Origin of the sequence: Bradyrhizobium sp. NBAIM01 (genome assembly GCF_020194115.1) — a bacterium.
Classification (GTDB): domain Bacteria; phylum Pseudomonadota; class Alphaproteobacteria; order Rhizobiales; family Xanthobacteraceae; genus Bradyrhizobium; species Bradyrhizobium yuanmingense.
This window is the reverse complement of the sequence record NZ_JADYVU010000001.1, coordinates 12784-27906: the sequence shown is the minus strand read 5'-3', so window position 1 is coordinate 27906 and position 15123 is coordinate 12784. Positions and strand designations below refer to the sequence as shown.

At 65.3% G+C, this 15123-nt stretch carries 10 protein-coding genes and 1 pseudogene; 6 read left to right on the top strand and 5 right to left on the bottom strand.

The genetic code is table 11. The features are described 5' to 3' along the window. The first annotated feature begins 20 nt into the window (after window positions 1-20). The 3 genes from I6F31_RS00115 to I6F31_RS00105 are packed head-to-tail and all read left to right on the top strand — an operon-like array spanning window position 21 to window position 5762. Window positions 21-809: a DNA repair protein gene (locus I6F31_RS00115; protein ID WP_225146038.1), complete on the top strand. Its 789-nt coding sequence runs from the start codon at window positions 21-23 to the stop codon at window positions 807-809. Beyond that, window positions 706-2301: a DNA polymerase Y family protein gene (locus I6F31_RS00110; RefSeq protein ID WP_057027152.1), complete on the top strand. Its 1596-nt coding sequence runs from the start codon at window positions 706-708 to the stop codon at window positions 2299-2301. Before I6F31_RS00115 ends, I6F31_RS00110 begins: the two co-directional genes overlap by 104 nt. Beyond that, window positions 2298-5762: an error-prone DNA polymerase gene (locus I6F31_RS00105; protein ID WP_225146037.1), complete on the top strand. Its 3465-nt coding sequence runs from the start codon at window positions 2298-2300 to the stop codon at window positions 5760-5762. Before I6F31_RS00110 ends, I6F31_RS00105 begins: the two co-directional genes overlap by 4 nt. Window positions 5763-5927: 165 nt before the next feature. On the opposite strand, the gene I6F31_RS00100 is transcribed toward I6F31_RS00105, so the two are convergent. Together I6F31_RS00100 and I6F31_RS00095 are read right to left on the bottom strand one after the other, a co-directional pair. Continuing rightward, window positions 5928-6698 carry an SDR family oxidoreductase gene (locus I6F31_RS00100; RefSeq protein ID WP_225146036.1) on the bottom strand — a complete coding sequence of 257 codons (771 nt, stop codon included), beginning with the start codon at window positions 6696-6698 and terminating at the stop codon, window positions 5928-5930. 200 nt (window positions 6699-6898) lie between these two features. Then, window positions 6899-7186: a hypothetical protein gene (locus I6F31_RS00095; protein WP_036006055.1), complete on the bottom strand. Its 288-nt coding sequence runs from the start codon at window positions 7184-7186 to the stop codon at window positions 6899-6901. A 90-nt stretch (window positions 7187-7276) separates the two neighbouring features. Here I6F31_RS00095 and I6F31_RS00090 point away from each other — a divergent pair. The 3 genes and pseudogenes from I6F31_RS00090 to I6F31_RS00080 all read left to right on the top strand — a co-directional run. After that, a pseudogene (locus tag I6F31_RS00090) lies at window positions 7277-7492 on the top strand (CoA transferase); the annotation flags it as partial. A 145-nt stretch (window positions 7493-7637) separates the two neighbouring features. Beyond that, window positions 7638-8888 carry an efflux RND transporter periplasmic adaptor subunit gene (locus I6F31_RS00085; protein ID WP_225146035.1) on the top strand — a complete coding sequence of 417 codons (1251 nt, stop codon included), beginning with the start codon at window positions 7638-7640 and terminating at the stop codon, window positions 8886-8888. A 29-nt stretch (window positions 8889-8917) separates the two neighbouring features. Then, complete coding sequence (locus I6F31_RS00080) at window positions 8918-12034, top strand: CusA/CzcA family heavy metal efflux RND transporter (protein WP_225146034.1); 3117 nt, start codon at window positions 8918-8920, stop codon at window positions 12032-12034. A 3-nt stretch (window positions 12035-12037) separates the two neighbouring features. On the opposite strand, the gene I6F31_RS00075 is transcribed toward I6F31_RS00080, so the two are convergent. The 3 genes from I6F31_RS00075 to I6F31_RS00065 are packed head-to-tail and all read right to left on the bottom strand — an operon-like array spanning window position 12038 to window position 15066. Further along, window positions 12038-13000 carry an amidohydrolase family protein gene (locus I6F31_RS00075; RefSeq protein ID WP_036006044.1) on the bottom strand — a complete coding sequence of 321 codons (963 nt, stop codon included), beginning with the start codon at window positions 12998-13000 and terminating at the stop codon, window positions 12038-12040. 52 nt (window positions 13001-13052) lie between these two features. Then, entirely contained in the window at window positions 13053-13610 is a 558-nt protein-coding gene (locus I6F31_RS00070; protein WP_225113499.1) for a hypothetical protein, read from the bottom strand. A 25-nt stretch (window positions 13611-13635) separates the two neighbouring features. Then, window positions 13636-15066, bottom strand: a complete 1431-nt coding sequence (locus I6F31_RS00065) for a TolC family outer membrane protein (protein WP_085968932.1) — start codon at window positions 15064-15066, stop codon at window positions 13636-13638. Window positions 15067-15123 lie beyond the last annotated feature (57 nt).

Genomic DNA, 15123 nt, shown 5'->3' with positions numbered 1-15123 from the left:
ACCTCTGAGGAGCGGCGAGCATGAGCGGCGCACGTATGAGCGCGCTTGCGATCCTGCGCGGCCAGATCGAGCGCATCGAGACGGCGGAAGTCGTGCATCCGCGCGATCGCATCGCGCTCGGCCATGGCGCGGCCGACGCCGCGCTGAAGGGCGGGCTCGCGCGCGCGGCGATCCACGAGGTGTTTTGCGAAGGGCGTCAGGGCGCGGCCGCGACGGGGTTTGTCATGGGCCTTGCGGGACGCGTGAGCGCGCGCCGGCCGCTATTGTGGGTGCGGCAAGATTTTTCGGAGCTCGAAACCGGCGCGCTGTCGATGAGCGGGCTATCCGAGCTCGGTCTCGATCCGCGCCGTGTGGTGATGGTGCGCGCCGCCGATGTCGAGAGCGCGTTGCGCACCTCGGCCGATGCGCTCGCCTGCGATGCGCTCGGCGCCGTCGTGCTTGAGCTCTGGGGCGAGACCAGGCAGTTCGATCTGGTGGCGAGCCGCAAGCTGACGCTGGCCGCGCAAGGCTCGGGCGTGACCGGCCTCTTGCTGCGGATGGCCGCGCAGCCGCTGCCCTCGACCGCGGAGACACGATGGATGCTGCGTGCGGCGCCTTCGCCGCCGGGCTCGGTGTGGAGTGCCTGGGGCGCGCCGGTGTTCGATGCCGAGCTCTTGCGCAATCGTCATGGCCCCTGCGGCCGGTGGATCATGGAATGGAATTGTGATGAGTGCCAGTTCAGTGAACCGTCGACGTATCCTCAGCCTGTGGCTGCCGCGCCTGCCCATCGACAGGATCCAGCGGTTCTTCAGCAGCGCCGGGCTGGGTAAAACCAACCATGAGCCGAGCATTGTCGTCATCAAGGACAACAATGCGCTGGTGATCCATGCGCTGGACGAGGCCGCCGAGCGCCTCGGCCTGTATATCGGCCAACCGCTGGCCAATGCGCGGGCGATGTGCCCGGATTTGCGTGTGTTCGACGCCGATACCGTGGCCGATACGAAGACGCTCAGCGACATCGCCGATTGGTGCGACCGCTTCACGCCGCTGGTGGCGCTCGATCCACCGCACGGGCTGTTCCTGGACATCACCGGTTGCGCGCATCTGTTCGGCGGCGAGGCCGCGCTGTTGCGGACATTGGTCCGGGCGCTCGACCGGCAAGGCTTTGCCGTCAGCGCGGCGATCGCGGGCACCTCGGTCTGCGCCCGCACGCTGACGCGGCAGGTATCCGGCACCATTGTGGCCGATGGCGGCGAGGCGGAGGCGATCAGGTCGTTTCCAGTCTCCGCGCTCGGTGCGGGTGAAGCCATCACCACCGGCCTGCGCCGTGCCGGGCTGAAGACCATCGGCGACGTCGCCTCGCGCAGCGCCTCCGAGATCACGGCGCGGTTCGGCGCGCGCTTCTCCACGCTGCTCGCCCATGCGCTGGGGCAGGGTGATGCGCCGATCAGCCCGCGCAAACCGCTGCCCGACTACATCGTGGAAAAACGCTTTGCCGAGCCGATCGCGACCGACACCATGATCGCGATGACGCTGTCGCGGCTCGCCGACACGTTGATCGCGTCCATGGAGAAGCAGGGCAAAGGCGCGCGGCGGCTTGAAGCCGCGTTCTTCCGCACCGACGGCGTGGTGCGCACGATCACGGTCGAGACCGGACGTCCCGTGACCAGAAGCGCCGTGGTCGACCGCTTGTTCCGCGAGCGGCTCGATGCCCTCGCCGATCCCCTCGATCCCGGTTTCGGCTTCGACATGGTGCGATTGTCGGCGAGCCGCACCGAGATCGTGGTGCAGGAGCAGCGCGATCTCGATGCCCATGTCCACGACAATGACGAACTCGCGGCGCTGATCGACCGCATCGCCGCGCGGATCGGCGGCAGGCGTGTCGTCGTGCACCTGCCGCAGGATACCCACATCCCCGAAAGCGCGGTGCTGGCCGCATCGGCGCAGCATCATCTCGCTGCTGCCATGCAGGCCGAATGGCCGGCGCGCGTCGCGAGCGAGCCGCCGCTGCGTCCCTTGCGGCTGTTCGACAAGCCGGAGCCGATCAAGGTGCCGTTCGCGACCGTGCCAGACGGTCCGCCGCATCAATTCACCTGGCGGCGCGCGCTGCATGCGGTGGTGCGGGTAGAGGGGCCCGAGCGCATCGCGATGGAATGGTGGCGGCAGGACGGCAAGCAGCTGACGCGGGATTATTTCCGCATCGAGGATGCCGAAGGCCTGCGCTTCTGGATCTTTCGCGACGGTCTCTATGAAGGCGAGGTGTTCGACGGTGACGGCAAGCCTGCGTCTCCCGGCTGGTATGTGCACGGTCTCTTCGCATGAATACGCTTAGCTATGCCGAGATCGGCATCACCACCAATTTCTCCTTCCTGCGCGGCGGCTCGGATCCGCGCGCCTATGTGCATCAGGCGAGCAAGCTCGGGATTCCCGCGATCGGCATTGCCGACCACAACACGCTTGCCGGCGTGGTGCGCGCCTATCAGGAGCTCGACAATGACGAGGTGCTGCACAAGCCGAAACTGTTGATCGGCGCTCGCATCGTCTTCATCGACGGCACGCCCGACATCCTGGTCTATCCACGCGATCGCGCGGCCTATGGCCGGCTGTGCCAGCTCCTGACAAGGGGCAAGCGTGGCGATGACATCATGCGGATCGAAAAGGGCGAGTGTCATCTCAGGCTTGACGATCTCCTGGAATTCTCGGAAGGCCAGCTCCTGGTGTTGACGCTGCCGCATCGTTTCGAGCTGGCGCGGGCGCTGGATGTCCTCGCAAAGCTGAAGGCGAGCCGTGCCGAGGGCGTGTGGCTGGCGGCGAGCCTGCTCTATCGCGGCGACGACAAGCGTCGCCTCTTGCGGCTCGATGATCTCGCCGCAAAGGCAAAGGTGCCGCTGCTCGCAACCAATGAGGTGCTGTATCACGATCCCCGCCGCCGTCCGCTCCAGGACGTGCTGACCTGCATCCGGGAAAAGACCACGATCGAGGCGATTGGGCGGAAGTTAGAGGCCAATGCCGAGCGCTTCCTGAAGACGCCGCGTGAAATGGCGCGGCTGTTCCGCGATTTTCCCGAGGCGATTGCGCAGACCATGCGCTTTGCGGACGCAATCGAGTTCTCGCTCGATCAGCTGAAGTATCAATATCCCGACGAGCCGGTACCGCCGGGCAAGACCGCGCAGGGGCATCTGGAGGACCTGACCTGGGCGGGCGTCGACAAATATTTCGGCGGCAAGATCGACGACAAGCTGCGCGCGACCCTGAAGAAGGAGCTCGCGCTGATCGCCGAGCTGAAATACGCGCATTACTTTCTCACCGTGCACGATATCGTCCACTACGCGCGCAGCCAGAACATTTTGTGCCAGGGCCGCGGCTCGGCGGCGAACTCGGCCGTGTGCTACGTGCTCGGCATCACCTCGGTCGACCCGACCAAGGTGGACCTCTTGTTCGAGCGCTTCATCTCCAAGGAGCGGCTGGAGCCGCCCGACATCGACGTCGATTTCGAGCATTCGCGCCGCGAGGAGGTGATGCAATATGTCTATCGCCGCTACGGCCGCCACCGCGCCGCGATCATCGCCACCGTCATTCATTATCGCCCGCGCAGCGCCATCCGCGACGTCGGCAAGGCGCTCGGCCTGACCGAGGACGTCACCGCCGCGCTCGCCGACACCGTCTGGGGCAGCTGGGGCAAGGGCCTCAACGACATGCAGGTCCGGCAGGCCGGACTCGATCCCGGCAATCCCATGATCAACCTCGCGGTCGAGCTTGCGACCGAGCTGATCGAATTCCCGCGCCATCTCTCCCAGCATGTCGGCGGCTACGTGCTGACCCAGGACCGGCTCGACACCTATGTGCCGATCGGCAATGCCGCGATGGACGACCGCACCTTCATCGAATGGGACAAGGACGACGTCGATGCGCTTCATATGATGAAGGTCGACGTGCTGGCGCTCGGCATGCTGACCTGCATCAGGAAATGTTTCGATCTGATCGACCAGCACAAGGGCGAGCGTTTTATGCTGGCGAGCGTCCCGCAGGACGACCCCAGGGTTTACGACATGCTGTGCCGCGGGGAATCGCTCGGCGTGTTCCAGGTCGAGAGCCGCGCCCAGATGAACATGCTGCCGCGGCTGAAGCCGCGCACCTTCTACGATCTCGTCATCGAGGTCGCGATCGTGCGCCCCGGGCCGATCCAGGGCGACATGGTGCATCCTTATTTGCGGCGGCGGAACGGGCTGGAAAAGGTGAGCTATCCGTCTCCGTCGCCGGAGCATGGCGACAAGGACGAACTCTACAAGGTGCTGCACAAGACGCTCGGTGTCCCGCTGTTCCAGGAGCAGGCGATGCGCATTGCGATCGAGGCCGCGCATTTCACCTCCGAGGAAGCCAACGGCCTGCGCCGCTCGATGGCGACCTTCCGCAATGTCGGCACCATCGGCCAATATGAGGAGAAGCTGATCGGCAACATGGTGGCGCGCGGCTACGATCCCAACTTCGCCAAAAGCTGCTTTGACCAGATCAAGGGATTTGGCTCCTACGGCTTTCCGGAGAGCCATGCCGCGAGCTTTGCACAGCTGGTCTACATTTCGTCGTGGCTGAAGCACTATCATCCCGACGCCTTCTGCTGCGGTCTGTTGAATTCGCAGCCGATGGGCTTTTATGCGCCGGCGCAGATCGTCAGCGACGCCCGCAAGAACGGCGTCGAGGTGCGCGACATCGACGTGTCCTACAGCTTTGCACAGAACACGCTGGAGGAGGGGAGCGGTCAGTATTGCGCCGTGCGCCTCGGCTTTCGCCAGATCGATGGATTCCACTGGCTGGACGAGGATGAGGAGCGCCTGAAGCGCTCTCAGTCGTCATTCCGGGGCGCGCGTAGCGCGAACCCGGAATCCATCGCGCCGCATACGCCTGGCGGAGGAATGGATTCCGGGCTCGACGCTGACGCGTCGCCCCGGAATGACGGTGTGGAGAGAGTACCCGATTGGGCCGACCGCATCGTCGCCGCGCGTAACCGTCGTCCCTTCACCTCGCTAGAGGATTTCGCCCGCGACACCGGTCTGCCCAAGCGCGCGCTGATCCTCTTGGCGGATGCCGATGCGTTCCGCTCGCTCGGGCTCGACCGCCGCGAAGCGCTGTGGCAGGTGCGGCGGCTGCCCGACGACGTGCCGCTACCGCTGTTCGAGGCGGCGACCGCGCGCGAGCAGCCGGACGAAGGCGCAAAACCGCTGCCGGCGATGCCGCGCGCCGAGCAGGTGGTCGCGGACTACCAGACCATCCGCCTGTCGCTGAAGGGCCATCCGATGGAATTCCTGCGCCAGATGTTTACGCGCGAGCGTATCGTCGCCTGCAAGGAGATCAGCCATGAGAATGAGCGGCGCCGCGTCCGCTGCGCCGGCGTAGTGCTGGTGCGGCAGCGGCCGGGCAGCGCCAGCGGCGTCGTGTTCATGACGCTGGAGGACGAAACCGGCATCGCCAATGTCGTGGTGTGGCCCAAGATCATGGAGCAGTACCGGAAAGAAGTGATGGGCGCGCGCCTCATCCTGGTCGAAGGCTACATCCAGAGCAGCCCGGAGAAGGTGACGCATCTCATCGCCCAGCGCATGGTCGATCGCTCGCACGATCTGGTCGGATTGGCCAACGATGCGCTCGGCCGCAAGCATCCGCTGCCCGCAGGCGCCACCGTGGTCGAACCGCTGAACGAAGACCCTCGCGCGCTTACGGACATGCCCGCGCAAAAAATCCGTCACCCCCGCAACGTCCGTATCCTGCCGCCCTCGCGGGATTTTCATTGAGCGAGCGCGGGCTACTGCCGACGTTTGTTGCGATGATTGCGCCTCATTCTCAGTCGTCATGCCCGGGCTTGACCCGGGCATCCACGTCTTTCGGAGTGCGCAGCAGTGCGTGGATGGCCGGGTCAAGCCTGGCCATGACGGAGGAGAGAGCTCGGCAAGCTGCCCTCAAAAATTCACCCGGTTCGAGATGGCGCCATCCACGACCAGATTCGATCCCGTGGTGAACCCCGACACCGGGCTCGCCAGAAACACCGCCGCGCTCGCGATGTCCTGCGGCGTTGCCATGCGGCCGGTCGGGTTGCGCTTCATCGCGTCCTGGTACCGCTCCGGCATGTTCTTCTCGATCATCTCCCAGACGCCGCCTTTGAAATAGACGGTGCCGGGCGACACGACATTCACGCGGATCTTCTTCTTCGCGTATTGCCGCGCCAGTCCCTTGGCCATGTGGATCAGCGCGGCCTTGATCGGGCCGTAGGAGCTGGCCGTGTCCGCCTGCGCCGCGGAGATCGACGAGATGATCACGAAGGCCGCATCGCCGCTGCCGGCGCCGCTTGTCTCGAGGAATGGCCGGGCGGCGTCGAAGGCATGCACGGCGCCGAGCAGGTCGAGGCGGAAATTCTGCTCCCAGGACGCCGGATCGTGCCCTTGCGCCATTGCGCCGGCATTGGAGAATAGCAGGTCGATGCCGCCGAGCTCTTTTGCTGCAGCCTCGATCCAGCTTTTGAGCGCCGCGCCGTCGGTGACGTCGACCGCGCCGCCGGTGGCATTGATGCCGCTCGCCTTCAGCTCAGTGACGGTTGCCGCAACCTGATCGGCGTTGCGCGCGCACACCGCGACATTGGCGCCTTCGCCGGCCAGCGTCGCCGCAATCGCCCGCCCGATGCCACGCGTGCCGCCGAGCACCACAGCGTTCTTGCCTTTGAGACCGAGATCCATTGTTGGCTCCTTTTTGTTGGTGCTGCGAGTGTAGCTGTTTCGCGAGGCGCCCAGAAGCCTCCACGTCGTCATTGCGAGCCACCGGGTCCGCGCAAAGCGCGGCCCGATGACAGGCTCCGCGAAGCAATCCAGAAATGCATCCGCGGAAGGATCCTGGATTGCTTCGTCGCAAGGGCTCCTCGCAATGACGCGGAGAGACTTCACTCCGGCGCCGCTCCCACCGGCGGGCCGCCGGGCGGGCGGTGCAGGAAGGTCAACGAGGCATAGGCGCCGGCCCAGGAGCCGATTGCGGCAAAGGCAACGTAGAAGACGTTCTCGGTGTAGCTGATCACGGCGTAAGAGGAGAGCAGGTACCAGACCGCGCTCCAGTTCGCCGCCGGGATGCGCTTGCGCGCGATCACGGCCGAGGTGAACATGACATAGACGGCGTCGGTGGCCGCCGTCGCGATGAACACGGCACCTGCGATGAGGGGATCGATGGCGGCCATTGCAATCCTTTCTGCGATCATGACACGGTCGCGAAAAGTACAGCAAATGAGCGGGGAGAGAAGCAGCGATGCAGAGCCCCGCCGACATTCTGGCTGTGGAATCTCGGTCGGCTCGAGGGCGGATTGAATACCCCCGATGTCCCGGGACAGGCCGTACATGCTGCGTTCATAGAGCACATGCAATCTGGCTTCGGCACGTTGAAGGCGGTGCAGCATTCCGCTCGGCTGTCGAAGACGCCGGCGCAATGGAGCCGCCCGGCGATGCCGCTCGGCAGTCATTCGGCACAATGGCCGGGCCGAAGCTGACATGAAGCTGACAAGTCCCAGAATTTTAACGCAAACGGAAAGGGCCGACGCGTTTTTTAGGTTGTTTGAACTCCCAATTCGGCACTATTAGCGCGACCGATGAGGCAATCATTTGCCGAGATCGTCGCAGACACGACCGGGCCCCATGGCAGTTGAGAATACCAAGCGATTGCACGTGATTGCAAAACAACGGGTGATCGCATTCGTAGTCTTACTAGCTGTCGCCGGCGCCGGTGTCGGAGCGTACGGCTTGTTCTCTTCGGGCCCGAAGGCAAAGAAGCACTCCGAGATCTCCAGCCAGTCGCGCAGAAACGCGCAGACCTTCACGCCGACACCGTCCGAATGGGCGACGTTGACGATCGAGCCGGTCGCCGCCAGGAGCTTCCGGGCCGAGTATGTCACCGAGGGTAAGGTCGCGGTCGACGAGGATCGTTCGACGCCGGTGTTCTCGCCCTATGCAGGCCGTGTCACCAAGCTGCTCGCCAAGCCCGGCGAGACGCTGAAGCAAGGTCAACCGCTGTTTACGATCGAGGCCGCCGACACCGTGCAGGCCCAGAACGATTTCATCGCGGCGATGACCTCGCAGAACAAGGCGAAGTCGGCGCTCGAGCTTTCCGACATCCAGTTCAAGCGCGCCAAGGACCTCTACGAGGGCCATGCCATTCCGCTCAAGGATTACCAGCAGGCGGAAGCGGCCCAGGTGCAGGCGCAAAACGACATGCGCTCCTCGGTGGCGGCGCTGGAAGCCGCGCGCAACAAGCTGCGCATCCTCGGCTTCACCGACGAAGCCACCAAGACGTTCCAGGAAAAGGGCGTCATCGATCGGGAGATCACGATCTACTCGCCGATCTCCGGCACGGTCGTGCAGCGCAAGATCGGCCCGGGCCAATACGTCAATTCCGGCGCCAGCGATCCGGTCTTCGTGGTCGGCGACCTCTCCACGGTCTGGCTCACCGCCTTCGTGCGCGAGAGCGATGCGGCCGCGGTGTGCATCGGGCAGGACATCACCGTCAATGTGATGGCGCTGCCGGGCCGTCCGTTCAGCGCCAAGATCAACTACGTTGCTGCCGCGATCGACCCCGCCACCCGCCGCCTGCAGGTCCGCGCCACGATCGACAACAAGGACGGGCTGCTCAAGCCGGAAATGTTCGCGAACGTCACGATCTATTCGGCCGGCGACCGCGCCGCGCCGGCGGTGCCGAAGCATGCGCTGATCTACGAGGCCGACAAGGTCCGCCTCTGGGTCGCGCGCGAGGACAAGTCGGTCGAGCTGCGCCAGATCAAGATCGGTCTCATCAACGGCAACCTCGTCGAGGTCACCAGCAATCTGAAACCCGGCGAGCAGATCGTCACCAAAGGCAGTTTGTTCATCGACCGCGCGGCGTCCGGCAGCTGATCGACGACCCAAGAAAATTGAAGACCTGAATGGATCGTCTCGTTGCCCTTGCCGTCAACCGGCGTTTCCTGATGGTCGGCATGTTCGTCGCCGTGCTGATCGGCGGCTCGATCGCGTTCAACCGGCTCAACATCGAAGCCTATCCCGATCCGACTCCGCCGATGGTCGACATCGTGACGCAGAGCCCGGGCCTGTCGGCGGAAGAGATCGAGCGCTACATCACGATCCCGATCGAGACCCAGGTTGCCGGTCTGAAGAACGTCACGACCATCCGTACCATCTCGCTCTACGGCCTCTCCGACGTCAAGATCCAGTTCTCCTTCGCCTACACCTATGACGAGGCGTTGCAGCAGGTCTTGAACCGCCTGGCTCAGCTTGCGCCGCTGCCCGGCAACGTGCAGCCGCAGATCTCGCCGCTCAGCCCGATCGGCGAGATATTCCGCTACCGTCTCGTCGGGCCGCCGAACTACAGCGTGCTCGACCTCAAGACCATTCAGGACTGGATCCTGCAGCGCCGCTTCCGCGCCGTGCCGGGAGTCATCGACGTCACCGGCTGGGGCGGCAAGAGCAAGACCTACGAGATCCAGGTCGACTTCAACAAGCTGGTCGCTAACGGGTTGACGTTGCCGCAACTGCTGCAGGCGGTCGGCAATTCCAACGTCAATGTCGGCGGTAACACCGTTGATATCGGCCAGCAATCGGCGGTGGTGCGCGGCGTCGGCCTGATCCGCTCGATCGACGACCTCGCCAACACCATGGTGGCGCAGACCGGCGGCAATCCGGTGCTGGTGAAGGACGTCGCCACCGTCACCGTCGGTCAGAAGCCACGTCTCGGCATTGCCGGCCTCGACGATTCCGACGACATCGTGCAGGGCATCGTCCTGATGCGGCGCGGCGAGCAGAGCTCGCCGACCATCAGGCGCGTCCACGAGCTCGTTCAATCCATCAACAACTCCAGCATCCTGCCGCCCGGCGTGCGCATCGAGCGCATCTACGACCGCGGCGACCTGATCGAGCTCACCACCCACACCGTGCTGCACAACATGGTGGTGGGCATCCTGCTGATCGTGCTGTTGCAGTGGATCTTCCTCGGCGATCTCCGGAGCGCGCTGATCGTCGGCGCCACCATCCCGTTCGCGCTTTTTTTTGCGGTCATCATCCTGGTGCTGCGCGGGGAATCGGCCAACCTTCTGTCGGTCGGTGCGATCGATTTCGGTCTCATTGTCGATGCCACCGTGATCATGGTGGAGGCGATCTTCCGCCGCCTGACGCAAACGACACCGATGTCGGAATCCGAGCATATGTCGCCCGAGACGCTGTTCGGCATGAAGAGCCATGCCATCCTCAGCGCGGCGGCCGACGTCTCGCGATCGATCTTCTTCGCCGCGGCGATCATTATCGCGGCGTTCCTGCCGCTGTTCACGCTCTCTGGCGTCGAGGGCAACATCTTCGGACCGATGGCGCGGACCTATGCCTACGCACTGGCCGGCGGCCTGCTTGCCACCTTCACCGTGACTCCCGCGCTGTCCGCGATCATCCTGCCGGCGCATGTCGAGGAGACCGAGACGAAGGTGATGCTGATCCTGCACCGGCTCTACATGCCTGTGCTGAATTGGGCGGTCGCCAACCGCAACATCGTCCTCGGCGCCGCGGTCGGTCTGGTGTTGATGACGGTCGCGCTCGCCCGGCTGCTCGGCCTCGAATTCCTGCCGAAGCTGGAGGAGGGCAACCTCTGGATCCGCGCTACGCTGCCGCCGACCATCTCGCTTCAGGAAGGCAACAGCTACGTCAATGAGATGCGCAAGGTGATCCGCGCCCGGCCCGAGGTCGAATCCGTCGTCTCGCAACACGGCCGTCCCGACGACGGTACCGACGCCGCCGGCTTCTTCAACGCCGAGTTCTTCGCGCCGCTGAAGCCCGTGAGCCAGTGGCCCGGTACCCGCGACAAGGAAGAGCTGACCGCGCAGCTGCTCAAGCAGCTCGACGATCGCTTTCCCGGCGTCGAGTTCAACTTCTCGCAATATCTCCAGGACAACGTCTCCGAAGCCGTCTCCGGCGTGAAGGGCGAGAACTCGATCAAGCTGTTCGGAAGCGATCTCCAGGCTCTCACCGACACCGCCAACAAGATCAAGTCCGTGCTCGCCACCGTGCAGGGCGTCACCGACCTTGCGGTGTTCACCTCGCTGGGCCAGCCGACCGTTCAGATCGACATCGACCGCGCCAAGGCGGCGCGCTACGGCCTTGCACCGGGCGACATCAACGCGACCATCAAGGTCGCGATCGGCGGCGACACCGCCGGCGACCTCTATGAGCCCGGCAGCGACCGCCACTTCCCGATTATCGTGCGCCTCGCGCCGGAATACCGCCGCAGCGCCGAGGCGATCCAGAATTTGCGGATCGGCGCGCCCGGGCCGAACGGCTCCGTCACGCAGATCCCCTTAAGCGAGGTCGCGACCATCAGCCTCGTCTCGGGTGCGGCCTACATCTATCGCGAGCAGCAGGAGCGTTATCTGCCGATCAAGTTCTCGGTGCGCGAACGCGATCTCGGCAGCGCGATCCGCGAGGCGCAGGACAAAATCGCCGCGCAGGTGCAGCTGCCGCCGGGCTCGCACATGGAATGGGTCGGCGAGTTCGGCAACCTCCAGGACGCGATCCGGCGGCTCTCGATCGTGGTGCCGATCTCGCTGGCGCTGATCGGCGTGCTGCTCTGGTTTAATTTCGGCTCGATGACCGACACACTGCTCGCGATGAGCGTGATCCCGATGGCGATCTTCGGCGGCGTGCTCGGCCTCCTGATCTCGGGCACCGCGTTCAGCGTCTCCGCGGCGATCGGCTTCATCGCGCTGTTCGGCATCGCGGTGATGGACGGCATCATCATCCTGTCGCAGTTCAACCAGCTGATCGAAGAGGGCATGGACCGCAGGAGCGCGGTGGTACGCACCGGCGAGCTGCAGCTCCGGCCGGTGCTGATGACCTGTGTCGTCGCAGGCGTCGGCCTCCTGCCGGCAGCGCTGTCCGAAGGCATCGGCTCGCAGGTGCAGAAGCCGCTCGCGGTTGTCGTCGTCACCGGCATGATGCTGGCGCCGGTCGTGATTCTGGTGACCTTGCCGGTGCTGATCTCCTTCTTCTCCCGCCGCGCGCGCTGACCCTCAGAACCCGTAGAGCCGCGCCGGATTGTCGACCAGGATCTTCTTGCGCACCTCGGCATCCGGCGCCCACACCGGAAGCTGGTTGAGCAGGCGGCCGTCGTCGATCTGATAGAGCGGCGCGATGTCGGTGGGCTTGCGGCCCTCGACGCGGCTCGAATCCGGATGCGGCCAGTCGGTGCCCCAGACGATGCGGTCAACATTGGCCGCGATCAGCGCGCGGGCATAGGGCACCATGTCCTGATAGTCGGGCGCCAGCTTCGACGAGCGATAGGCGCCCGAGATCTTCACATAGGCCTTGCCGGACTTCACCAGCGCGACGAGGTCGGAGAAGCCCGGCTGCTCCAGCCCGAGCGAAGCGTGAAGGCCGCCGAAATGGTCGAACACGACCGGCACCGGCGCCGTCTCGACGAGGTCCTTGATCGCGGAGATCATGGCCAGCGTGGTGTAGAGCTGTACGTGCCAGCCGCGCGCCTTCATGCGCTCGACGGCGGCGGTGAAGCGCGGCCGGCCGACATTGGGGTCGTTGACGCCGCCGGTCGCCAGATTGAGGCGGATGCCGCGGAAGCCGTCCTGGTGCATCGTATCGAGCGCGCTCTCCGGCGTCTTGTCGTCGATCACGGCGACGCCGCGCGCGGTCGCGCCGCGCGCCTTCATGCCGAACAGCGTGGAGGAATTGTCGGTGCCGTAGACGCTCGGCGTCACGATCACCACGCGCTCGATATGCAGCGCCTTGTGCAGCGCCGCCATTTCTTCCGGCGAAGCCGGCTCCGGCGTATAGACGCGGCCAGTGAAGAACGGAAATTTTTCGACATCGCCGTGAATGTGGGTGTGGCAGTCACAGGCATGCGCCGGCACATCGAAATTGATCGGCGTCGCAGGCTGCGCCGCGCGGGCATGGGCTTTGCTGGTCATTGCTACTCCGGCCGCAAGGGAGGCAAGCAGGACGCTGCGTCGGCTGAGCACGATTTCTCTCCCGGTCTGTTTTTTTATCGGCGAGTGGGAGGAGAATATCACATCAGCCGGGTAACCGCTCCGCTTCGCTGCATAGCTGCTCGACAAGCTCCGCAAGCGGACGTGAGCCGTCCACGCGTACGACCGGGCAGGGCAGGCCGGCGAGCCAGGCTTCGTGCTTGGCGAGACTGCGGCCTTCGCGATCGCCGGCTTCGTAATGGGAGGCCCATTCGACGAAGTCTTCGGTCTCGCCATGGCGCCAGCCGCCCGGCGCGACGGCATCAGCGCCGAAATGGGCGGCTTCGCGGGCGCGCAATCGCTTCATACGAATCTCGCGCGGCGCGGTCACGAAGACGACCAGGTCGAAGTACGAAACGAGCTCTTCGCCCCAGCCGGTGACGGACCCGCTCAGCACCCAGTCGAGACGCGGCAAGAACATCTCGTGCATCAGGCGCAGGCGGTCGGCGGCCGGGCGGGTCGTCCGATAGGGCGGCACGGTGGGCAGCCAGAAATAGTCGTCGCTGTCGTGATGCGGCAGCGCAAGCTGCCCCGCGAGCGCACGACCGATCGTGGTCACGCCGCAGCCCGAGGCTCCCATCAGATGGATGCGGCGGCTTTTCATCGGCATCCACCAGAGAGATTTGAGGCTACTGCCCCGACGGCGTGCGCAGGCCGTGCCAAGCGTCGCGGACCTGGTGGTAGTGCACCTCGGGCAGATAATCCGGCGTGTTCAGGTTCAGCGTCTTGACGTCGAGATGGCCGATGGCGCTGAGCAGCGTGTAGGAGGCGATCACGCGGTCGCGTTGCGCGCCGATCAGGCGGGCCTTGGCCTGGATCAGGTCGGCCTGCGAGTTCAAGACGTCCACCGTCGTGCGCTGGCCGCCGGCGGCCTCGCGCTGCACGCCCTGCAGCGCGACGGTGGCCGCCTTCACCTCGGACTCCGAGGCCGAGACCGTGATCTTGGCGCCTTCGTTGGCAACCCAGGCGCTGACCGCCGCCGTACGCGCTTGATTGCGCACCTGGTCGAGCACGAGGCGGCTCTGCGCCGTGATCTCCTTGGCCTGCCGGGTCTGCGCCGCGGCCTGGCCGCCGTCGTAGATCGGCGCGGTGACGTTGGCGACGATCGAAGCCTGGTCCTCGGCGAAGGTGCCGAGCGTCGGGTCGTTGTTGCGGCTTTTGCTGGCGCTGCCCTGGATGGTCGCGCTCGGCAGCAGCGTGCCTTCGGCGATGCGGATGTTGGTGGAGGCGACATCGACGTCGAAGCTGGCGGCCATCACCGCCGGATGCTGGCGGATCGCCATCGTCATGGCGTCCTCGCGGCTCTTCGGCAGATAGCGGTCGACGGCCTCGGCAGGCCTGAGCTGCGAGGGCGCATTGCCGATCACTTGCGCATAAGTGGCCTGGCTGACCGCAAGCGCGACCTCGGCCGCGTTGAGATCGGCAAGGCCACGATTGAGGCGGGCCTCGGCCTGCGCGGTGTCGGTCGGCGTGACGTCGCCGGCGTTGAGCCGGCGCTGGGTGACGGAGAGCGTCTCGCGCAGGAAGGCGACATTGGAGCGCTGCGCCTCGACCAGCGACTGGTTGGCGAGAACATTGGTGTAGGCGGTGACCGCATCGAGCAGCACGCCCTGGCCGACGTTGCGGAGCGCTTCGCGGCCCGACTGCACCTGGAGCTCGGCGGCCCGCACGCCGTTGGCGGTGCGGAAGCCGTTGAACAGGCTCTGCGTCACGGTGACGCCGATGATCCAGGGCTTCAGATTGCCGGTCTGGATGGTGTTGTCCGGCAACAGATTGCGCACCGATTGCAGGCCGGCGCTGAGGCTCGCCACGATCTGCGGCCGGTAGCCGGCCAGCGCCTGCGGCACGTTCTCATCGGTGGCGCGCTGGCGCGCACGCTCGGCATTGAGTTGCGGATTGGTCTGATAGGCTTTTGCCAATGCGTCCGGCAGGGCTTCGGCCCATGCCGCGGAGGGAAGGGCGCACGAGAACGCCAGCGTGGTCCATGTCGCAAGCGCATGACCCGCGCTCGATCGACGTCGCGTCACCCCGCGACCAGCTCTGGCGGTACGCCCAATCATGTAATCTCGCTTAACCCCGGCTGTCCGCCCCCGCCGACGATGGCCTCTTAGCTGTTT

Bases quoted from the DNA above. Each gene is read 5' to 3' on its own strand.
- I6F31_RS00115 (WP_225146038.1), top strand. From the start codon at position 21: ATGAGCGGCGCACGTATGAGCGCGCTTGCGATCCTGCGCGGCCAGATC.
- I6F31_RS00110 (WP_057027152.1), top strand. From the start codon at position 706: ATGAGTGCCAGTTCAGTGAACCGTCGACGTATCCTCAGCCTGTGGCTG.
- I6F31_RS00105 (WP_225146037.1), top strand. From the start codon at position 2,298: ATGAATACGCTTAGCTATGCCGAGATCGGCATCACCACCAATTTCTCC.
- I6F31_RS00100 (WP_225146036.1), bottom strand. From the start codon at position 6,698: ATGGATCTCGGTCTCAAAGGCAAGAACGCTGTGGTGCTCGGCGGCACG.
- I6F31_RS00095 (WP_036006055.1), bottom strand. From the start codon at position 7,186: ATGGCCGCCATCGATCCCCTCATCGCAGGTGCCGTGTTCATCGCGACG.
- I6F31_RS00085 (WP_225146035.1), top strand. From the start codon at position 7,638: ATGGCAGTTGAGAATACCAAGCGATTGCACGTGATTGCAAAACAACGG.
- I6F31_RS00080 (WP_225146034.1), top strand. From the start codon at position 8,918: ATGGATCGTCTCGTTGCCCTTGCCGTCAACCGGCGTTTCCTGATGGTC.
- I6F31_RS00070 (WP_225113499.1), bottom strand. From the start codon at position 13,610: ATGAAAAGCCGCCGCATCCATCTGATGGGAGCCTCGGGCTGCGGCGTG.
- I6F31_RS00065 (WP_085968932.1), bottom strand. From the start codon at position 15,066: ATGATTGGGCGTACCGCCAGAGCTGGTCGCGGGGTGACGCGACGTCGA.